Consider the following 23146-nt stretch of genomic DNA (forward strand, 5'->3'; position numbering starts at 1 on the left):
TTACCGCATCACTTTCACAGTGTGTTTAACCTTTCCCTGTTAAGGCTACTCAATTCTAATCCTCCCTCTTCACACTCATTCATTTCCAAATACAAAATAGGGGACAGTCACAGGATTTATTAGGGTATCCCCCATGTTCTTATAGTTTCAATTGTTACTAACAGTAAGTTAATTCATAAAACCTTTCGAGTCAATTCGATCTTTATCTAACATCACACATCATGCCTTAATTCCCTTAGGAATAAGGACAATCAAGGGATATTACACTTGCTTACTCTTAAATTTCCCATTACAAGAAAACCATAGAACCATATATTAATGTATGCTGAAAGTTCATTTTGTCTTTGACTCTAAAATGAGGAATTATGATTATCTATGGATTCAATCCACCCTAAAATGAATTTCTTAAGTTGATGGGCATGCATCAGTCCCCCCCTGTAGTAAACATTCCATACATTAGTAATGAAATTTTTATCAAAGAGCATTGGGGGGAAGTTCACAAGTGGTTATTTCAACAGGACTATTTCATTATGACTGATTAGGTGATAAAATTAATTTCCAGGAAAAAATTGATAAAAATCTAGGAGATATCATAAATACAAACATATAAAGACATCTACTAAGTTAATAGATGTCTTTAGCTATATAAGAGGTGCTGAATGGAATATAAAATTGATGAAATTTCTAAATTATTATTGAAGAATTTTTTCTTTAATAAGAAGACTTTTGCACGTCAAACTGTTAATGAGGATGGTAAACCTATATATTTGAGAAAGCGTAATAAAATTACAGCCGCGGTGTTAACAGATATGTTGAAAAATCGTAAAAGTATAATGGCTTATCAACAAGTACGCCACGCTTTGAAATGGATTTGTCTCGATTTAGATATTGCAAAAAAATATTTGAATGATGACTATGATTTTTTCGGCGATAGTGAATCGAAGGACGCATTATTTGAAGTATATAAAAATGTTATAGAGGTATTAGAAGATAACGAGATCCACTATCTTTCTGAGTTTTCAGGCAACAGAGGCGTTCATATTTGGATTGCATTTGATACATATGTTACTAAAAATATTGGGTATGAGATTGTAAAAAGAATTGCGGATTTAGCACTTGAAAAGTCGGATATGTCTGTCAGAGATCGAATTTTAATAGATAAATATCCGAAGAATGGAGATTCTAAATCAAATTCAATAGGTTTAGGCGTGAAGATACCACTATCCTATCATATAAAAAGCAGTCGATACTCTTTTATGTTTCATAGCTTAGCAGAGGTTAGGGCAATTACCGAATTAACGGAAGAGTTGTTGAATCAACAAATTGGGATTTTGAAAAAATTAAAAGAAAATGCACCATATGACATTATTCGAAAATTAGAAATTAAAATAGAAGATACGACAAAAGAAGATTTTGTTAGAACCGACACAGTAATAAAAGATGAGGTTACATTAGCAGATGTTGTAAGCACTTTGAAAAAGAGTATTTATTTTGAGGACCTTTTTAATAAACCTTTAGTTGATTGGAATGAGAGAGACCGAGTTCTATTAGTTGCTACACTATGTAGAGTGAGAAGCCCTCAAAATGAAGACTTAGGATATAATCTTTTGAAACAATTTTTCGCTTCAGAAACAGAGATATATGATGAAGCATTAACAATTCAGAAGCTGGATAAGCTCAAGAATTTGTACCCGCCTACTATAGTAAATTTGAAAAAGGTGTTCGGGAAACATTGTCCTTATTGTGAAGCAGAAAATATAAAAAATGTGATTGAGCTTTTGAATAAAAGCTTCGATATAGAAGTTAAGAGTAGAGAAAAACAAGATACACGAAATATTATTGAGGCAGAGAGGCGTTATCTTCATCAAAATGATGAGGTACCTTTAAGTTTTATTGAAGCGGATTTACTCAATTTGAATGATTTAGAAGTAGAAGAAAATCTTAAACAAATTGAAGATGGTGAATATAAAGAACCTGTTGAGTTTTACAAATATATTCGTTTGGAGAACGAGGACAAGCAAAGAAGTTTATATAGTTTAGGTGCTAAGGATCGAGTTATTACAACTAGTTTAGCTTTCAAATTAAATAGCTTTATGTATAGCGATTTTTCAATGAATAGTTACGGATATCGATTGAACTATTCAAGCCAGCCATATATTTTCGAAAACTGGAGTAAATCTTGGCTGGAATATGTTTACAATATCGAATCTAATTTGAATGATGGTAGTTATGATGATTACTATTTAATCAAGTTAGATATACAATCTTTCTACGACTCTATTAATCACATCCATCTAAGGGAAATATTAGCAGAGAAAGTGAAAGAAAATTTTAACGAAGAAAATGTATCAAAGCTTATTAACATTATTGACTACTTAATTAATACAACTGCGCAAATTGTAGGCAATCGAGATAAGGGATTACCTCAAGGTCCTGCATATGCACGAATATTAGCAGAATTATATTTGACAATGCTGGACGCTAAAATAGAGCAACAATTAGACTTAGATTTTGAATGTTATTATAGATATGTGGATGATATCATCTTGATAGTTAAAAATAAAGAAAAAGCACAAAGCATAAAAGAAAAAGTTTTAGAAAAGATTGCTGCGTTAAAACTTTCTGTCAATACTAATTCTGATAAGTATTTAGAAGGCTACGTTAGAGATTTAAAATACAGTGTTATTACAAAAAGTTTTGAGAAATATTTTATTGATGGGCTAGACAAGGAATTTGTCAGCCAAGAAATTTTGGATATTTCAGGACAAATGTTGGAAAATATTTTAAAAGATGATCTTAACGATGTAGATGTTAAGCAGCTGCCATTTTATCTTACACATTTAATTGATGATGAGGTTGTAGAGAGTAAAAAAAGAGAAATACAAGAATATGTTTTGAATACCCCATATGGCAGAGGGAGTATATTCAAACATTATTATAATAATTTAATGTTAAGAAACAAAAATACGTATCTATATTTAGAATTATTAATTAATTTGAAAGGATTGTCTCGGAGTAACATAATCACAGCATTAATTCACAAAAATGATCATGTAGATAAAAAACAACTAAAAACACTTATAGAATCATATTTAAAATTAGGTGATTTAGAGTCTTATGAAAGGAAAGAGCTTATAAGACTAATATTATTTTCAAAAATTAACATTGACGAAAGTTTATTAAATCAGCAAGATAAAGAATATTTAATTCTTAATATAAAGTTTGTAGAGTCATTCTATTTATCGTCTAATTTAGAAACTGCTTGTCTACAGAGGTTTCAATATTTAAATAGGCAAAAAAATATAGATGTTATTTCGATTTTAGATGCTTACTTAAAGAAAGTAGATAAAATTCATAATTTAGATGATTTTATCACCACACTTGAAGCTATCTTAAATACGGACAATGAAGAAACCTTTATTACAGAAAGTGAGCAAGAATTAGCAAATCTTATTTGTTTTATAACTCTATATACTCAAACTACGGATAGAGCGTTGCAAGGAATGTGGAAGCGTTTCTTAAAGTCCAATTTTGAAAATATATCAATGAAAGATTGGTACAAATACGAACGTAATATATCTTTTGATAAAATGAATGACCAGGTAGTAAGCTTTTTTATTACAAATGTAAGTCAAGGAATATCTTTCAATCCTGACGAGGAACTAAGTGACTACGAAAAGTTATTTGCTTATTACTTAATAGCTTTTTTATTTAAAGAAAAAACAACATCAAATGTTATCTCAGAAGATTTGAAAAAGTCATTAAAAAGCTTAATTAGTGACAAAAATTTAAAATTTTTAGAATGGTGTTTGGACGATAACAGTCGATATTATCCTGATAATGGATTAATTGCTAGCAGAAATATTTATTATAATAATCGGATAGTATTGCGAAATGATACGAAGCTATTAGTACGTGGAGAAAAAACAATATTTGATGCAACGCCAACAAATGAAATTTATGAAGAAACATGGTTTAGTGGCAAAAACTATGCGTATCAGATATTAGAAATACCTAGGAATGCTTCTTTGAATGATATTAGAGGAAAACTAAAAGGTTTGAATTTAATTCAAGCAATTAAAAAAGTTTATTTTTACTTAAATATGGTTGATAAAGAATCCGTGAATTATTTTGAATTAGGTACCTTAAGCGATGTAAATGATGACATTAAATTTAAGTATTCTAAATTTGATAAACAGATTATTTTAAATGAAACAATTGATTTCCCTAATGAACCAAAGAGAATGAAAGAAGAAATTGTTAATCTATTAAAAGATAGTAGTTTGATTGATACTAATGCAGATTCATACATATATGATTCAACAAAATTTGAGGAAGAATTTGTTCCGGTTTTACAAGGGAAAAATAAAATTAATTTAGTTGATTATATTCTAATCTTAGGGAAATATCTAACTGAGAATTTAGACAATAATGAAATTGATGCTATAAAAATTGAGGATGCAAAGATAAGGGCTATTGAAGAATACTTAAAATTAATGCTTCGTAGGAAAGCTAAGGCTATGGACGTTATTTCGGTGTATAGCACGTTATGTAGAAATAATACAAATCGATTAATCGCTTTTAAGCAACAGGAAATTAGAAAAGAGAATGCTTTAGAGTTTATAGATGATATTATTGCCTCTATAAAATTTGATCAATTTACTAGTTTGCAAGGCTTCTTGAGCTATCTGCAAAAAGGATACAAGCAAATTGAAACTTTGGAGAAAAGTTCAGGTATAAAAAGTAAAATATTTGTAAGAATCAATCGTTTTGAAGAACAGACAAATCAATCGGACATGGTAAGGGTTAACGACAAGAGTATTGAGATAGATCATTTAAAAGTTATACGACCATTTGATGAGATGGATTTAGGGGGAACATTTGAACAACTTATTAAATCTCAAATTAAGGAATTAAGGGTAAAATATTTGTTGTATACTGACGGAGTACAATTTATTATTGCTGTACCCAGAATTTTAGAGAAAATTGGAGAAAAGATAGAAAGTATCACAGAAGCATTTGAAGATGGAAAGGATAGAGCACTGGCTGCTTTAAAGAGTTTACGTTGCTTTGACCAAGCTAGAGAAGTCGTTAGTGAACAGAATGATATCTCACTAAATGAAGCGGAAATTAAGCTATTCAGTTTTTTGAGAAATTTTGAAAATCATGAAATGGAGCCAATGGTCAAACTAATCTCTAAGTATACGGTAATGAAACACGACAAGATCAAAAAGTTTACATTTGAGATTAAAGATTTTATGGAAGAAAGTTCAACATGTGTACTACCATTAAAAAAGCAGACAGACGATAATGGCTTTACACTTATTATTAATTCTAAAAGTAGAGATATAGGTTTTGATAGAAACAGCCCTTACTTAGACAGGTTGTGGAATGACTATAAAAAAATTTGTGAAGGTCATACTATAAAAACTTTGATTACTGTGTCTGATATTGGTTGCGGGGGAACACAATGGACTAGAATTTTTAAGGGGTATTTATCAGATAATAAGAATGATCCTGAAGCATTTGAAGAGATAACTTCAGAAAAATTTATTGAGATGCTTCTTAAGATAGAAAAATTTATTGTTAAAAATGTGATTTATACTGACAGATATAAAAGTAACATAGAAGAAGAAATTAAAACTTTTTATAAGAGTCATGAATGTGAAATTCCTGAAATAATATTTGAAGGAGAACTTTTAGAAGTCACAAAACACTGTTTTGCAAATGCTTTTGATGTGCACAAAGATAAAGCAGATGTAAAAAAGATTTTAAGCAAAGAGTTTTATGCCAATCTTCCTGTATACCATAAAGCAAAATGTAAGTTTAATAGTACTGTAGAAAATTTAGAAGTAGAGCAAACGAGTAATCTTTTGGTTGCTAGATATAAAAGTATGCCTAAGGCACATTTAGTACCATTAACAGTTGATAATGCAATATTCAGATACAGAAAAGATCGGAAATAGACTTTTTATCGTTGTAGTCCTCCGTTTATATGAATGCTACAATGAGGTGATTCTTACGTGAACTTGTTAAAAGGACACGAGTAATTGTATGTAGGATATGATTCATTTTTTGGTTCTGGTACAAAAGAGACATAGAACCTACATGTGGCCTGTTCAATAACAAATTATGATGCAATTCCAAACAACTTATATATGAATTTGACTTCATTTGGGGCAGACTTCACCCGTTGGTGAAGTTGTCCTTTTTTCATCATATGCATTACTTCAATGCCACTTAATATAGAAGTGGCTGTTTCATGCGATTTGAATCCCAACATAGAACGCACATGTTTCTTTAATGAAACGATGATTTTGTTCCACTATATTGTTAAGGTACCGTATTCGTCTAATTTTGACGCCTTCGTTTTTAATTAATTCCATTTATTCTTCATTTTTAGCTCCATAGTTATTCCTGATAATTCCTCCATATTTTTCTGTTAATTGTATTTATAATCAGTAATAGATATAAATGAGTTGAAAAGAGGAGGATTCTCTTTTCAACTCATTTAAGCTACCTCTTTTTCTACTATATCTATTTTATTATCTTCCACCTTCATAAATTAAGTTTAAAATATAATAGGGCAGCATCTGGAAATATTCTTAGTTTGGTAAATCTGCATTTCCCTGATACTACCCCATATTTAGGTATCCCCCTTATTGGTCTAATAATTTTTCAGTAACTTTCATAAAAATTTCATTATCCTTATATTTATTTCGATATGCATTTATGAGGAACCTATTCATTCCAGCAAATTCAGATTTTGCTTCTAACCTTTCTTGCAAAGCATCTGTATATTCGTCAATGAGGTTTTTATTTTTCTTTAGTTGTTCGTTAATAGCTTCACTTTTCACGTTGTCTGGTAAATCAATAAGTAAAGTAGAAGTACTTATTACATTTAGCATCATGCCTATAAGCCTTTTTATCTCATTAACATTTCTAAGACGGTCTACTTTTAAATCCGGTCTATCTAGCCCATAAACCTCTACAGATTTTTCACCTTTATCAGTAGTACCAATGATAAATCCCTCATAAGTATATTCCAAATGCAACTCTGGATTTTCTTCACATGGGTTTATTAATAAGGAGGCCTCAAAACTTATATCATCTGAACTTTTAAACGCATAATTTGAGCCAGCTATTAATGGGAATTTATTACCTTTATTCCCTTGAGAATTACATATTAGACATGCCCATAATAAATTTCCCCACTCAGACGCTAACCAATAGTAACCTTTATGCTCTCTATTTTCAGTCACCTTTTTTGGGGCCGCCAGTGTTCTATATGCCCAGATGCATTTTTTATAAAAACACTTTCGCAATATGCGCATTTTCCATGAAATAATTCTTTTAATGCCCTTTTCACTTCATTACATGAATAAATAGTAAAATCAAAATCTTTTAGATTCTTTTCTTCTATCTCTACATGGTTAATTACTGGAGCCCTTCCTCCTTGAGAATTTAAGTTATCATTTATTAAAACAGACGGTTCTTGTACTCTAGAACGCTTAATTTTAATCATTTCAATCATTACATATTATTGATTTTATATATGGCTAATAAATTCAAATTACATACTCGATGTTTTAAAACTTATAAGAAACTAAATAAAATTTGGTCAAGATTCTGGTCAAGAAATTTCATTTTTTTACGTTACAGGATTTGCACAAGAAAATATAGAATACTCTATAAACCCTTGATACAACTAGCTTTACGATCGATATTCCCGAAACGTAAAACACATGTTTCTTATCTTGACAGGGTGGAGGTCGTGAGTTCGAGCCTCTCCGGGGTCATAATTTTAGCCCCCTTGATAATCAGGGGGGCTTTATTTTGTAAATATATGTTTATTGTTAAAACTATTTTTTTACTTACTGGTCATGATTTTGTAAATAACTGCTTTTTGATCAACGATTAGATTTTTCTGTGAAAATAATATATTTTACTAGTTCTTACTTAACTTGTTATTATTAAATTTCTGGTTTTCCCTTTACATTTACTACAATAAACTCTTTCTTCTAGCTCTTCCATTAGTTAATCACCCTATAATATTATAAAGGAAGAATTCTAAGATATGTAAAATTTGGTACAAGGATATCTTTAATTTTCTCTTCTTTAATTGTTACAAGAATTTAGATTAGTATCAAAAAATCGATGTTGATATGCTACGTTTCATAATTCAATTTGATATCATATAATATTACTCAAACCCCTACTCTGTATTTTCACAAAATACATCCCGAAAAGTTTACCTTTTTATATGTATGATGAGTTGGACACCTTCTAATAAATACTTATTTTTACACGAGGGAAGGCTTTAGAAAAAGGATTAATTAAAGGATACATAAAAATACGCCCACATTACTTAGAAAGGTTTTATTTCTCTTTAATCATTTACATAAAGTCAGACTAAAATTTATAAGTTACCTAACTTCTTCTAAAAGATACATTGCTTCGATTCGAGAGGATAGTTTTCGGTTCAATTCATACTCGGATTCCCAAACGATTGTGTTTGTGCTACATCAAAATGTCTTTTTTCAAATTCATCTTTCTTACAAGTGAAAATCACCTGTTTGCCAATGCCTTTTGCATATCCCGCTTTATGATGAGTTAAATCGGCGATGACAAACTCTGCCCTTTCAATTTCATAAAATATCTCAGGAACAATTTGATTATTATGTTCTTTAGAGTCAATGATAATTGGCTTAAACCCATTTGTTTCGATAACTTTACAAAGTTGTTTTCTTAATCCCTTTAATTCATCATTAAATGACATTGCAACAAATACCCTATTTCCATAATTAGGTATTTTGATATTTAATTGTCTTAAGACCTTTTTAACCCTTAAAGCAATGCCACTCCAAATCTCATACTCTTCCATATTCTTTGCTTTATAAACCATAGTTACAAAGTATGTGAAAGGATCTAATTCTTTGAACAATTTTAGAACATCTTGATAATCATACAAATACATTGTTTCCTCATAATCTCCATCTCTATCGTAACTCTTATACGGATAAGAGGGTATCCTTTCGATATATATATTTAAGCCATTTATTAAAGGGAGGACTTCATCAAATGTACTCCTATCACACTCAAACTTATGATCCTCAAGTGCTTCTTCAACAGTTTTACCATCCTGCACATGTAGACCCGCTAGGATATCAGCTTCAATAGCTTTTAAATGCATATTTAAAAGCTATTGTTCATTTGCAACTCCATTATAAAATATTTGTAATAACTCTTTGTTTTCACTGTAATGTAATAATTTCTCTTTTAGTTGAAGCAATTATAACACCCCTTGATAATGAATTTTTTTACAATACACTCTTAGATTCATAAGTAATTATGTAAAATACTTTCTTTTTTAATATAGCTTTTTTTTAGCAACATTATATAAATTGCATATTCATTACCGGTTATTATTATCAAACTTCCTCAATTTATCATTATATATTTTAGGGATAAACTTATCATAGATAGAAACTACCCTCCAATTGGATACTTTTCATCTCTATTTAATTTATATTAATCGCTAAATAGTTTTTTAGAAAAAATCGTAAAACGCACATTAAATAAGGAAGTAATTTAAAATATTAACAGCATAAAGGCTTCTTTTCTTTAAATTCAGGCTACTATTTATGACATAAGGTTAATTTTTACAATATTTTATATAAACCTAAAGAAATCGTATTTACTTCGTTTATCTTTCAAATCATAGAATGGATTATGTTTAAACTTGGCCAGTACAACTTCTGAATGTAGTTTTACATATAGCCTTTGAGTATCAATTTCTACAGAAACATAATCTACATTTTCTTTAAATAAATCAGAATACTCAGTATGCTTCTTCGAAGGAAATCTATACTTCATTATGTCATTATATTTTGGTTGAAAATATCTTATCAAAGCAGCTTCAGTAAAATTTATCTCTTGTTTCTTTTGAATTAATTCATACGGCCTTTCCGACATTTCAAATTGTTTCATAAAAATCTCAGCACTTTTTTGATCATCCGGTTCTACAGGAGAAATAAAACATAGAGTGTTTCTAGTAAAGTCCCAAGATGATAAAAAAATACTTTTATCATCTTCCTTCTCTGCATAAATTTTTTGTAAAGTTGAATGAGACTTTAATCTATCATAAACCGTCCTCTCACCATCCTTACCAAAAGAACGTCCTATATATACTACTTCACAATCCATTACATTTCCATTTGAAATCAAGCACAGAAATGAATTAGCCTTAAATACATAATTTCCTAAAACATCTCTAATTTCTATATCATCTTTATTCGGACTTAATACTACATCTAATTCTAGTTTTTTTAAGTTATTAATTATCCTAAACTCAATTTCATTATCTACTCTTTCATCGATAATCCTAATTTTTAAAGTGATATATTCTTTATTTATACTTATACTATCTTGAACAAAAATTGTTTTAGGTACTTTGACCACCATATAAATATGCATTTTAGGTATTAGATTGTACTTACTTTCAAGCTGCAATAATTTTTTGAAATCATAATGACGAAAAAACATTCCATATGATTCCACCATTGAAATCCCAAAGTTTGAGCCAACATTTAATGCAGGTTTATCTTCCATTGTACCTCTCCCCATCTCTTTAATTCATTTCACATTGTCTTGCTGTATGCTACTTCTCTTCTTTATATAACAAAAATTAAATATTACGCTACAACATTAAATTTGCTATTGGTAAGAACATTCTATAACTTTATTATATCAAGATATAGGTTATCTGCATAATTTCCATATGTTAATTTAGACTCTATTTCTCTAGGTTATTTTTTGAAATCGAACTTCTAATTTTGAAATGTGTATATAGAAAATTCTTTTTACTTTAGTGTCTTTTACAAGTATATCAATAACAATAAATGATATATTTATCCGCTTATTAATTCGAAAACACTTTAAATTCCCAGTGCTTCATAAATTGTACAATTAAAATAGCCTTTTAAATTATAATTATTTTCCATTTTCCCTTTATAGGTAACAAACTCTTTTAAAAAAAGAAAAATACCTCCTAAATTTGCATACTAAATATGCAAATTTCAAAGATATTTTTTAGTACCACTATTGAGACCACTCCAACATAAGAAAGAAGCCTTTATTTTCCTTATTTATCTTTCAAGCGAAACATCCATTTCCAACAATCATGGAATTTAGTATCTCTTAAATATCTTGTCTCAGTTATTCCTACTGAGACATTGTCTAGCCCTCGAATCATTATAAATAAAGCCCCAAAAAATTGAATATAGCTATTACCAAAATTGTTAATGTCAAAGATTTTATATGCAATAAATAATCCAAAGAAAAATTCCGCCCCGCCATAACCAAACCTTAAGTTACACCTTACCCAAAAAATCAAAGCAGATAAAACTATAAGTAATATTAGGGTCCCCCAAACATTTATGTAAGAAATTATTGCCGTATAAAACTTTCCAACAAAAAACATACTTATCCCAAAAAACAACAAAAATAAAATATTAAACAGCAGTTTATTTCGTGATTTTTGCTCTATTTTTTTTACTGCTTTGTCTATATGAATATTTGAAGACTTACTCTCTTCATTCGAATCTTTTTCAGACATAGTTTCTTTTTGGTTACCTACTAAATTAACCTCTTCTTCTATTTTGTTGCTAAGAGTGTGGTAGTGGTCAACTTGCTCTTTTAACTCCTGTAAGCCTATAACTGACATTCCATACAATTGAGCGATTTTCTTCAAGTTTTTATCCTCAGTTACAAGTATGGATTCCTCGCCATTATCTGTTAATTCTTTCATGATACTTAATATTTGCCATTCAGCAAAACTTATATCTCCCGCTCCTTCAATTATAGGAGCCTCTGGTTTTAAAGGAATTAAAGATACAATTCTGTTTTGTATTGAGTTAGTAAGTAGGTTATTTATCATTCTCCAATCTTCACTTTTATTAGCTAAATTTCTTAGTTCCAGCAATACTGTACTAGGTACAGAAACTTTTATATCCTCCAATCTAGTCCCTAATATAGATGGATATCTAAAAATTATATTTGTATCTAATACAAGGTGTGTATTTTGCAAATAATAATTATCAATACTCATTAATTTTACTCCCTAAAATAATCTTTTTTCATATTATTCTACCAATTTATCAGGATTAATTGCAATAGAATTTTTGATATTTGGAGAAAAATTCTATTACTATTAATTCTGAATTGTTCTTTTTCAAATCCATGAATATTTGCACATTAAAAATTGATTCACAAACAATTACTTATTCGTATTCAGACATAATAAATATTTAATATTATTTCGAGAGCACAGTACATAAAAGGTACCTTTGTCTATTTTTCCTTTTTAAATTATACAGTTACTATGGATTACTTAATAGATTAATTTTACATTTAGCTCCACTCCCCGTTTCCATTTAAATAGCAAAATAAAAACCAGCAACTTTAAGGTCGCTGGCTTATCTCTTATTCATATTCGAAAAAACAATTACAATTGCTCCAAGTACATAATGCCCCGCTACCATCCACATACTCCGATCAAAGATCATAAGCGATAACCAAAGCGATATATTAATAGCAGCAAATAATACATATAAAATGAAGTCTCTTTTTTGTAGCGCCTCTCTATTCATCAAAATATAAATTGCACCGATAGGAGGCAGGATGAAGCAAAGGAAAAAAACAAACATTTTTCTTAACGACCATGGATATGAAGTTACTGTCTGCATATGAGTCTCCTTTTCACTTTATAGTACATGTAACATCGGTCTTACTATTCTATATTCGTCACTATAAGGCTCCTTTATGATTAAAGGGGAGTGAGGACCTTTTTCTTCTTCTATCACTGTGAATAGTTCTGTTTTTTCTTGTAATATATTGGATTCACTATTTTTAGTAGGTTTTTTACTTGTTTCAAGTTTCTTTGTTACTTCTCCGAGCCTTTGCCCAACTTCTTCTGCTTTGGCAGGTTCATTCGTTACGTAGTATTTCTGGCCCTCCCATACTAACATAGGTGGCACTTGTTCTCGTTTGTTACATATTATATAAGTAATACTAGCTATAAGTAGTAGGCATGTTAATAAAAAGAAGATAGTTTTTTTATTCATATACTATTCTCCCTATCTATCATTTTATTAAATTATATAATATCGATTATATGTAGTAAATGGATTATGTGGGAAATTTCGGATTTTAAACCAAAAAGAAAAACCTTACTACAGTAAGGTTCCATTTTTAAATTCTATAGTGACTGATTTATTAAAACGATCATTACGATAATCGCTATAAACATAACAACTAAACAGCCGATCATTTTATAAAAGCCTCTTTTCGTTAACGTCCCACCTTGAACGTCTTTACGAATAAATAAGAATACGGCTAAAAATAATACAAGCCCAATGCCAAAAGCATACATCATTTGCATATGTTAATCTTCCTTTCTCTCTTCCATCTTAATATCTTTTCGCTAAAACAACAAATGAGATAAAAACTGTACTCATCGTAAGTGCCATCAGTATGTTCAATAGTTCAGTAGCAGATAGTGTAAGTATTTTTAAGTTTAAGCCGATAGAGAAAAGAAGGTAATATGCTGTTAATGCAAAAAAGCTGAAGAACATTCCTTTATAACGAATAAGTTTCATTCGCTCATCTTTTTCTTTAAATTGCGGGTGTAAGTAACTTAAGCAAAAACACATAATCATCATCGCAAGCAATGTATACGTTGGAGCCGGTGGTGCAGAATGCGTCATTATGCCCGCTAATACCATGGTTCCACTCATAATAAAGAAAATAATTCCCATAATTAAAAAGTACTTTTGTGAATAATTCATTCCGATTCCTCCTCTTCTTTTCCTTCATAAATAAATACATGTTCTATCGTTGTCTGAAATGTTTTCGCTATTTCAAATGCTAACGGAAGTGATGGATCGTATTTCCCCTTTTCAATTGAAATGATGGTTTGTCTGGAAACTCCAAGTTTCTCAGCCAATTTTTCTTGAGATAGTCCAAATTTTTTTCGGTATTCGACCATTTTATTTTCCAAGGAAATTTCTCCCTCCTCCCTTATATCGAGTATATATGTAAAGGAAACTTTACGTCAAGTTTCCTTTACATTCATTTTGTTTATTTTTCGTTCTATTTATATAGAAGAAACTTTTTCATTTTCAGCACGTCTATTTTGAAATGAAACATGGAACACTGTAATGAACCGTTACTATATCTCCTCCTCTCTTTTTTTAAAATTTAATATCTCCCTATTTGTTTTATCCTTTTAAAATATTTCATTTATCTCTTTATTCCACGAAATGCGTTATTGGTTTTACGGTGTTTTTCGGCATATTTATAGAAACTAACTGTTTATGAAGCATTTTTTATGTTTAGCAACTTTTTTTGTAGAAATCCTTCACTTTCCTTTCAATATTTAACACTATCTAAATAAAGTTTACGATAAATTCATAATTTTTTATTTTTTATACTATATTCCGTTATATTGTTGTATAATATCAATGAAAGCGCTTATTATTTCAATATACATAATTCGAACTCTTTTTTACCGAAACATTCTAACTATTATATTTATATTTACATGCAACAATTTTAGTTATTTGTATAGGTATACCAAATATATCCACCCCATTTTTCTGTAGAATTACTTTATAACATGAAAGATTAACTTGGGTGATAAGTTATTGTGAATGTTTTTTTACAAAACAGATAAGTAATAGTGTTTGGTATTATGTAAATTATTGTAATAACATAAGAGTAAAGAAAACATTTACATTGATTATTGGTTCATCAATTATTGAAAAGAGCAAAATGCACCTTTTGTATGGAAAAAGGATTATATGCATTGGGAGGTTTAAACAAATGACGAGGAAGAATACAACGACAAACCCTTGGGCCAAGTTCCATGGTCCGAACCTTGGTTATGTTATTGAGCAGTATGATCTTTACGTAACTGGAGCAGGTTCTGTTGATCCGGAATTACAAGAGCTTTTTGAAATTTTTGGAGCTCCTTCGTTTCAAGATGATGTCGTAACAGGGGACAACACAGCAACACATTTTTCTCCTCAAAACACAGGGAACATTGAAAAAATTCTTAAAGTCGTTCAGCTTGTTGAACAAATTCGTTCATTCGGGCATACGTTGGCTCACATCAATCCGATGGAAGATGCTGCTAATGGACAATCTCTTCTTGAGAAAGCAATGAACGAACTGAGCGACGCTGACTTGAAAGCGATTCCAGCAAAAACAGTATGGCAAGATGCGCCAGAAGGTATTCACACTGCACTTGATGTAATTCATAGATTAAAAGACGTTTATACAAAATCTTTAGCTTATGAATTTTCTCATATACAAGATAGTGAAGAACGCGCGTGGTTACATCAAATGGTGGAATCAAATTCATTGCGTCAACCACTATCAAATAAAAAACGAACTGCTCTTTTAAAACGTTTAACAGCTGTTGAAGGTTTCGAGCAATTCTTGCATAAAACATTCGTTGGGCAAAAGCGTTTCTCTATCGAGGGCGTTGATATGCTTGTACCTGTTCTAGATGAAATTGTTCTCGAAGGTGCAAAGGGCGGCGTAGAAGATGTCATGATTGGTATGGCTCACCGCGGTCGTCTAAGCGTACTTGCACACGTATTAGAAAAACCATATAGTCACATGTTTGCTGAGTTCAAACATGCAAAAATAGAAGGCGCAGTGGCAAATTCTGGATGGACTGGCGACGTGAAATACCATTTAGGTAGAGAACAAGTCGTTAGTAACGAAGAAGTTAGCACTCGCGTTACATTAGCAAATAACCCAAGTCACCTTGAGTTCGTTAACCCTGTTGTAGAAGGTTTTGCACGTGCGGCTCAAGAGAATCGTAAAAAATCTGGTCTTCCAGAACAAGATACTTCAAAATCATTCGTAATTTTAGTTCATGGTGATGCTGCATTCCCTGGTCAAGGTATTGTATCTGAAACGTTGAACTTAAGCAGATTGAACGCGTACCAAACAGGCGGAACAATTCATGTTATCGCAAACAATGCAGTTGGCTTTACGACTGATAGCTATGATTCTCGTTCTACGAAATATTCAAGTGACCTTGCAAAAGGTTTCGATATTCCGATTGTTCACGTGAACGCTGATGATCCAGAAGCTTGTCTTGCTGCTGCTAACCTTGCGATTCAATATCGTATATTGTTCAAAAAAGACTTCTTAATCGATTTAATTGGTTACCGCCGCTACGGTCATAACGAAATGGATGACCCAGCAGTTACGCAACCACAAGTGTACAAAAAGATTAAAAATCATCCAACTGTAAGAGCGATTTATGCAGATCAATTACAAGCTGCTGGTGTTCTAAATGCAGATGAGGTTGAAACAATGACTCAGTTTATACAAGAGCAATTAAAATCTGACTATGCACAAGTACCGCCAGCTGATACGAGCGCTGCAACAATTGACGTTAAAGTGCCAGATGTTGTTGCAAAAGGCATTCAGCCAATTGATACTGGTGTTGAGATTGACTCACTTCGTGCAATTAATGAAGGTCTACTATCTTGGCCAGAAGGCTTTAACGTATATCCGAAAGTGAAGAAAATTCTTGAACGCCGTAAAGACGCTCTTGAAGAGAACGGTAAAATTGAATGGGCACTTGCTGAGTCATTAGCATTCGCTTCTATTTTACAAGAAGGTACGCCAATTCGTTTAACTGGTCAAGATTCACAGCGTGGTACATTCGCGCACCGTCATATCGTATTACACGATACTGATACAAATGAAACATATTCACCATTACATCGCTTACCAAACATTAATGCATCCTTCTCTGTTCATAACAGTCCGTTATCAGAAGCTGCTGTTGTTGGTTACGAGTATGGTTATAACGTATTCGCTCCAGAAACTCTTGTTATGTGGGAAGCTCAATATGGTGACTTCTCAAATACTGCGCAAGCATTATTTGATCAATATGTTTCAGCAGGAAGAGCAAAATGGGGTCAAAAATCTGGTTTAGTTCTTCTATTACCGCACGGTTATGAAGGTCAAGGACCAGAGCATTCTAGTGCACGTCCAGAGCGATTCTTACAGTTAGCTGCTGAGAATAACTGGACAGTGGCAAACTTAACGAGCGCGGCACAATACTTCCATATTTTACGTCGTCAAGCATCTATCTTAGGAACAGAAGCTGTTCGACCATTAGTATTGATGACGCCAAAGAGTTTATTACGTCACCCACTTACGCTTTCAACTGCTAGTCAGTTAAGCGAAGGACGTTTCCAACCTGCTCTAGAACAAGAAAACCTTGGCATGAAACCAACTAAAGTAAAACGTCTTGTTTTAAGCACAGGTAAAATGGCGATTGACTTAGCAGCAGAAATTGAGTCTGGTAAACATGAGTATAACTTAGATGAAGTTCATGTCGTTCGTATTGAACAGCTGTACCCATTCCCTGCTGAGAAAGTTCAATCTATTATTAAACGCTTTAAAAACTTAGAAGAAATTATTTGGGTTCAAGAAGAACCTCGTAATATGGGCGCATGGCATTACATGGCTCCAATTCTGTTCGAACTTGCTGGAGATAAAGTGAAAACAGGTTACATTGGACGCCCAGATCGCTCTAGCCCATCTGGCGGCGATCCATTCGCTCACAAAGCTGAGCAAGAACTAATTGTTGCACACGCTTTAGATGTGAAGTATAACTTCCGTCAAGATAAACAAGAAATTGAAGTTTTCAGCAACTGAAAGTAACAATGAAGGTTTCTAGCTTGTTCCCCGGGCAGATCTTCTGCCCAGGGGCAGGCTAACAAATGGAGATTACCGAAGACAAAAGAAGAAAAAACACACCGTTAGGCAAATAAGGGGAGGACATTTAAAATGATCGAAATTAAAGTACCTGAGCTTGCAGAATCTATTACTGAAGGAACTATCTCACAATGGCTTATCAACGTAGGCGACAAAGTTGAGAAAGGTGGCAGCGTTGTTGAGCTTGAAACTGATAAAGTCAATGTAGAAATCATTGCAGAAGATTCAGGTATTGTATCGAAGTTACTAGGCGAACCTGGGGATACAGTTGAAGTTGGCGCAACTATCGCAATTTTAGATGCAAACGGAGCACCAGTTGCAGTAGGTACACCTGCACCGGCTGCTGAACAGCCAAAACAAGAAACAACTGAGGCACCGAAAGCTGCGGCTCCAAATGCTGAGCAAGCTGCAACTTTACAAGGTTTACCAAATACGAACCGTCCTATCGCATCACCAGCAGCTAGAAAAATGGCTCGTGAATTAGGAATCGACTTAAACGACGTACGTAGCACAGATCCACTTGGACGTGTGAGACCACACGATGTACAAGCTCATGCTGCAGCTCCAAAAGAAGCACCAGCTGCTCCAAAAAGTCCAGCTCCTGCTCCAGTTGCAAAAACGGAATTCGAAAAACCAGTTGAGCGCGTGAAAATGTCCCGCCGCCGTCAAACAATTGCAAAACGTCTTGTAGAAGTTCAACAAACATCTGCAATGTTAACAACATTTAACGAAGTTGATATGACTGCAATCATGGAATTACGTAAAGAGCGTAAAGACGCTTTCGAGAAAAAACATGATGTACGTCTTGGTTTCATGTCATTCTTCACAAAAGCAGTTGTTGCAGCATTAAAACAATTCCCATTATTAAATGCTGAAATTCAAGGCGATGAGCTTATCATTAAAAAATTCTATGATATCGGTATTGCAGTAGCAGCTCCAGATGGATTAGTTGTTCCAGTTGTACGCGATGCTAACCAATTAAACTTCGCTGAAATCGAAAGCGAAATTCGTAATTTAGGTATGAAAGCACGCGATAACAAACTTTCATTAAAAGAGTTACAAGGTGGTACATTCACAATTACAAACGGTGGTGTATTCGGTTCTCTAATGTCAACACCAATTCTAAACAGCCCACAAGTAGGTATTTTAGGAATGCACAAAATCCAAGTACGTCCAGTTGCAATTGATGCAGAACGTATGGAAAACCGTCCAATGATGTACATCGCTTTATCTTACGATCACCGTATTGTTGATGGTAAAGAAGCAGTTAGCTTCCTTGTTGCTGTTAAAGATATGCTTGAAGATCCAAAATCATTATTATTAGAAGGTTGATAGATTAATAATCTATTACAGGCTGTAGAATGAATTATTCTACAGCCTTTTTTTATTGCGTTCATATGGGACAAATTTCATAACATAAGCTAATAATGTATGCCTAAAACGTAAGGAGGATTAAAATGAATAACCTTCCAATTGATGCAAAACTTAAAGCAAATAAGGATACTTTTTTCCTCCCCGACTCAAACGGGGGTGTCTATTTTCGAAATAATGCCAGTTCATTTCGTATGGACGGTGATGGAATTTACAACTGGATTGAAAAATTAATGCCAATGTTTAACGGGAATTATTCTTTAGCAGAAATAACCGATGGTCTCCCTCTCCCCTATCAAAATCGTGTATTTGAAATTGGAGAGATTTTATATGAAAATGGTTTCGTTCGGGATGTAAGTCAAGATGCACCTCATGAATTAAATAGCGCATTACTTGATAGATACGCTTCACAAATTGAATTTTTAGAAGCTGATTCTCATTCAGGCGCTCTAAAATTCGAAACGTATCGCGCGGCAAACGTCCTTATAATTGGTTCTGGAGATATGCTTACTTCCTTAGTTTCTTCTTTATTAGAATCAGGATTACCTACCTTTCATTACCTTGTTACAGATTATGAGGAAACAAATTACGATCGCATTCATGAGCTAGTAGAACTTGCACATGAAGTTGATGATCATGTCCTTGTTCAGGAAATAGATACGACAATTGATCGTCCCCTGCATGAAGTGTTCGAGCCTTTCGACTGGATTTTGTATGTTTCTCAAAATGGAGATATTGAAGGCCTAAGAGCAGTTCACACGATTTGTAGAGAAGTAGGAAAGAACTTCATACCTGCCGTCTGTTTATCAGCACTTGGTATAGCCGGCCCTATCGTAACAGCTAATCGTGAAGAATGCTGGGAATCCGCATGGCACCGGCTACATGAAACGACTTTACAAAATGAACATTCATCAGCATCATTTTCACCACTCCCATCTGCAATGTTAGCAAATATAATCGTATTTGAATTACTTAAGCATGTCGCTGATGATTCTTACCGAGAAAAAGAACCACAATTCTTTTTATTAAATTACGAAACACTCGAAGGAGCATGGCATCCTTTTATAAAACATCCTCTCGCAACTGATGAAAGTTTTACAATTGATACGATAGAAAATCTTTCTGAACAACTTGAACAGCGGTCCAACCAACATACCTCAACTGATTTATTCCGCTTTTTCGACTCATTAACTTCTAAAGAAGCTGGTTTATTCCATGTATGGGATGAAAAAGATTCATATCAATTACCGTTATCACAATGCCATATTCAAGTAGCTACCCCACTATCAGATGGTCCTGCTTCCCTCCTGCCTCTTATGACTTGTGGTGGTTTGACTCATAATGAAGCGCGCCGAGAAGCTGGTTTAGCAGGAATTGAAACATATGTAGCAGAAATTATGCACCGACTTATTCCGGAACATAACGATATCGGTATCGGTGCTGGAGAAACGATGACAGAAGGTGTATACCGGGCACTGCAACAACATTTAAATAACAAATTGTATGAGCGGCAGTCACATATGCTAGAAGAAATTACGACGATTGATTTAACTGCAATTCATGATAAACATTGTAGATTTTATTACGATGCTCTCTCTACAATTCATGAAACACCTAAAATAGCAGTAAGCGAAGAGATTCTCAGCTTTCCTGTCGTTTGGGTCGGTATAAATGATCGCTGGTACGGTGCATCTAATATTAATATGACGTTAGCCTTACGAAACGCACTACAACTATCACTTCTTCATATTCAAAATGAAGAGACTCCTTACAGAGCTAATATCTTGCCTGAATCCTCTATTATTTTATATGACACGGATTCTTTTAGAGTGGAAATACAAGCGGAAGAAGAAGTTCCAGGTGTGCAATCTGTGCAGCTTGCCTTGCAACATTTAGAAGAACATAATTTTTATCCATTCGTGTTTGATTTAGCCATTGAATCATTTTTGAAAGAAAACTTAGATGGTGTGTACGGTGTATTAATTGCAAAGGAGGACAGTCTATGACTCAAAATATATTGCTTATAGGAGATGGCTTACTTGCAAACTATGTACATGATCAACTATGCAAACAATATTCTATCATTCGCCAACATAACCTTACAGAAGAACTCCCTGAAAATATTCATCTCGCTCTCGTATTACATGATGGCTCTCCTTCTACTATTCATCATGATGCCGAGCTAATGTTTCGGTCGAATCATATTCCATGGCTACGTGCATTCACTTCATTTGGTGAAGGTATTATCGGTCCTTACATTCATCCTCTTGCAACTGGCTGTTCCAACTGCTCTGATGGACGCCGATTTATCGCTGGATTTGATCAACAAGAAATGTGGGCACTACAGCGGAAATATGCGTTAAAGGCAGATAATGTAACAAGGCGTGATGTACGTGCCACCCAAAATGGTATGTTACAAATGTGCCATCTTATTCGTGCAGAAACAGAGAAAATATTAACTCTTAACCATTCTTCTTTAGAAAATGAACTCATTTTACTAAACTTACAAACACTGCAATGTACGCGGCATTCTTTTCTTCCCGATCCGCTCTGCCCTGTATGTAGCAATTTGCCTGATGATACGGCAGATGCAGCTGCGATTTCGTTACAACCGAGCTTAAAAACAAGCGAAGCAGCATATCGCTGTCGTTCCATTCATGAACTAAACACATTTTTAACGAGAGATTATTTAGATTATCGCGTCGGTATGTTGAACGGAAAAATGCAGCATTCTTTATTACCATTTGCTGACGTTATTATAAACATGCCATTAATGTTTGGAAACGAAGGTGTTGCAGGCCGAACTCATTCATTTGCAATGAGTGAAGCGACTGCTATTTTAGAAGGTTTAGAACGATATTGTGGTATGTCACCTCGAGGAAAAAAGACAAATGTACACGGCAGTTTTCGTGAGTTAGAGGATCATGCACTTAATCCCCTCTTGCTCGGTGTACATACAAATGAACATTATAATCGTAATAGTTTTCCGTTTAAACCGTTTGATCCTGACTATGAACAAAACTGGGTATGGGGCTACTCTTTATTACAAAACCGGCCACTTTTAGTTCCTGAATCAATTGCTTATTATAGTCTCGGTCATCGAGATGCTTTCGTGTATGAAACATCAAATGGATGTGCAATTGGTGGTAGTTTAGAAGAAGCAATTTTTCACGGCATTTTAGAAATTGTAGAGCGTGACGCCTTTTTGCTCACTTGGTATGCCGAATTACCTCTCCCCCGCCTTGATCTTAGTTCAGCAAATGATACGGAATTACAATTAATGATTCAGCGGCTGTACACGATTACTGGGTATGAATTACATGCTTTTAACGCAACGATGGAACACGGTATCCCAAGCTTATGGGTAATTGCGAAAAATACGCGTGAAAATGGAATGAACGTTGTTTGTGCGGGAGGCTCTCATTTAGACCCTGTCCGCGCTTTAAAGAGTGCCATCCATGAAATAGCAGGCATGTTACTAATAGCAGACGATGAACTCGAACAAAAAAGAGAGCATTACGAAAACTGCTTACACGATCCTTATCTCGTTAATAAAATGGAAGACCATAGTATGCTGTACGGATTGAAAGAAGCAGAAGAACGTCTTCACTTTCTTTTACGTGACGATGCCCCGGTGCAGTCGTTCCAAGAAATGAATGCATTACAATCAGTTGATCTAGATTTAACATCCGATCTTCATCAACTTTTAAACCGTCTGCAGCAATCTGGACTTGATGTAATCGTTGTAGATCAAACAGTACCTCTTATAGAAAAAAACGGATTACATTGTGTAAAAGTCATTATTCCAGGCATGTTACCGATGACGTTCGGCCACCATCTTACTCGGGTTACAGGACTAGATAGAGTATATACTGTGCCGATGACACTTGGATATACAAACGAACCTTTAACGAATGAACAATTAAATCCACATCCGCATCCGTTTCCATAGTAAAGGAGGGGA

At 33.2% G+C, this 23146-nt stretch carries 15 protein-coding genes and 1 pseudogene; 5 read left to right on the forward strand and 11 right to left on the reverse strand.

Annotated elements, in window-relative coordinates; all coding sequences use genetic code 11:
- Positions 1-659: 659 nt before the first annotated feature.
- Entirely contained in the window at positions 660-5966 is a 5307-nt protein-coding gene (locus tag QEP67_RS21510) for a reverse transcriptase domain-containing protein (protein WP_353706420.1), read from the forward strand.
- Between the two features lie 164 nt (positions 5967-6130).
- On the opposite strand, the pseudogene QEP67_RS21515 reads toward QEP67_RS21510, so the two are convergent.
- The 11 genes and pseudogenes from QEP67_RS21515 to QEP67_RS21565 form a co-directional block, all read right to left on the reverse strand.
- Positions 6131-6368: pseudogene (locus QEP67_RS21515) on the reverse strand (DDE-type integrase/transposase/recombinase); the annotation flags it as partial.
- A 291-nt stretch (positions 6369-6659) separates the two neighbouring features.
- On the reverse strand, positions 6660-7262 hold the full coding sequence (locus QEP67_RS21520; RefSeq protein WP_353706421.1) for a hypothetical protein: 603 nt from the start codon (positions 7260-7262) through the stop codon (positions 6660-6662).
- The gene (locus QEP67_RS21525) at positions 7259-7525 is read right to left on the reverse strand and encodes a hypothetical protein (RefSeq protein WP_353706422.1); all 267 of its coding nucleotides are present in this window, start codon (positions 7523-7525) and stop codon (positions 7259-7261) included. Before QEP67_RS21525 ends, QEP67_RS21520 begins: the two co-directional genes overlap by 4 nt.
- A gap of 957 nt (positions 7526-8482) precedes the next feature.
- A complete protein-coding gene (locus QEP67_RS21530; protein WP_353706423.1) occupies positions 8483-9148 on the reverse strand; it encodes a hypothetical protein in 666 nt (221 codons plus the stop codon).
- Between the two features lie 524 nt (positions 9149-9672).
- Positions 9673-10611 carry a hypothetical protein gene (locus QEP67_RS21535; RefSeq protein WP_000389677.1) on the reverse strand — a complete coding sequence of 313 codons (939 nt, stop codon included), beginning with the start codon at positions 10609-10611 and terminating at the stop codon, positions 9673-9675.
- A 532-nt stretch (positions 10612-11143) separates the two neighbouring features.
- Positions 11144-12109, reverse strand: a complete 966-nt coding sequence (locus QEP67_RS21540) for a PIN domain-containing protein (protein ID WP_000020838.1) — start codon at positions 12107-12109, stop codon at positions 11144-11146.
- A gap of 367 nt (positions 12110-12476) precedes the next feature.
- A complete protein-coding gene (locus tag QEP67_RS21545) occupies positions 12477-12746 on the reverse strand; it encodes a hypothetical protein (protein WP_001195374.1) in 270 nt (89 codons plus the stop codon).
- 18 nt (positions 12747-12764) lie between these two features.
- On the reverse strand, positions 12765-13124 hold the full coding sequence (locus tag QEP67_RS21550) for a hypothetical protein (protein WP_016088827.1): 360 nt from the start codon (positions 13122-13124) through the stop codon (positions 12765-12767).
- 134 nt (positions 13125-13258) lie between these two features.
- Positions 13259-13441: a DUF3976 domain-containing protein gene (locus QEP67_RS21555; protein WP_001178300.1), complete on the reverse strand. Its 183-nt coding sequence runs from the start codon at positions 13439-13441 to the stop codon at positions 13259-13261.
- 28 nt (positions 13442-13469) lie between these two features.
- The gene (locus QEP67_RS21560) at positions 13470-13847 is read right to left on the reverse strand and encodes a hypothetical protein (protein WP_001109891.1); all 378 of its coding nucleotides are present in this window, start codon (positions 13845-13847) and stop codon (positions 13470-13472) included.
- The gene (locus QEP67_RS21565; RefSeq protein ID WP_000428505.1) at positions 13844-14059 is read right to left on the reverse strand and encodes a helix-turn-helix transcriptional regulator; all 216 of its coding nucleotides are present in this window, start codon (positions 14057-14059) and stop codon (positions 13844-13846) included. The genes QEP67_RS21560 and QEP67_RS21565 overlap by 4 nt, the downstream gene beginning before the upstream one ends.
- Positions 14060-14883: 824 nt before the next feature.
- Here QEP67_RS21565 and odhA point away from each other — a divergent pair.
- The 4 genes from odhA to QEP67_RS21585 all read left to right on the forward strand — a co-directional run bounded on the left by odhA (position 14884) and on the right by QEP67_RS21585 (position 23134).
- The gene (gene odhA, locus QEP67_RS21570) at positions 14884-17751 is read left to right on the forward strand and encodes a 2-oxoglutarate dehydrogenase E1 component (protein ID WP_000197131.1); all 2868 of its coding nucleotides are present in this window, start codon (positions 14884-14886) and stop codon (positions 17749-17751) included.
- A 132-nt stretch (positions 17752-17883) separates the two neighbouring features.
- Positions 17884-19143, forward strand: coding sequence for a 2-oxoglutarate dehydrogenase complex dihydrolipoyllysine-residue succinyltransferase (gene odhB / locus QEP67_RS21575; protein ID WP_000569890.1), 1260 nt, complete (start codon positions 17884-17886; stop codon positions 19141-19143).
- Positions 19144-19268: 125 nt separating this feature from the next.
- Positions 19269-21188: a putative thiazole-containing bacteriocin maturation protein gene (locus tag QEP67_RS21580; protein ID WP_001061543.1), complete on the forward strand. Its 1920-nt coding sequence runs from the start codon at positions 19269-19271 to the stop codon at positions 21186-21188.
- Positions 21185-23134 (forward strand): TOMM precursor leader peptide-binding protein, encoded by a 1950-nt coding sequence (locus QEP67_RS21585; protein ID WP_000192999.1) that lies wholly within the window; start codon positions 21185-21187, stop codon positions 23132-23134. The genes QEP67_RS21580 and QEP67_RS21585 overlap by 4 nt, the downstream gene beginning before the upstream one ends.
- Positions 23135-23146: the final 12 nt, after the last annotated feature.

This window comes from Bacillus cereus group sp. MS39 (genome assembly GCF_040448665.1).
Classification (GTDB): Bacteria; Bacillota; Bacilli; order Bacillales; family Bacillaceae_G; genus Bacillus_A; species Bacillus_A wiedmannii.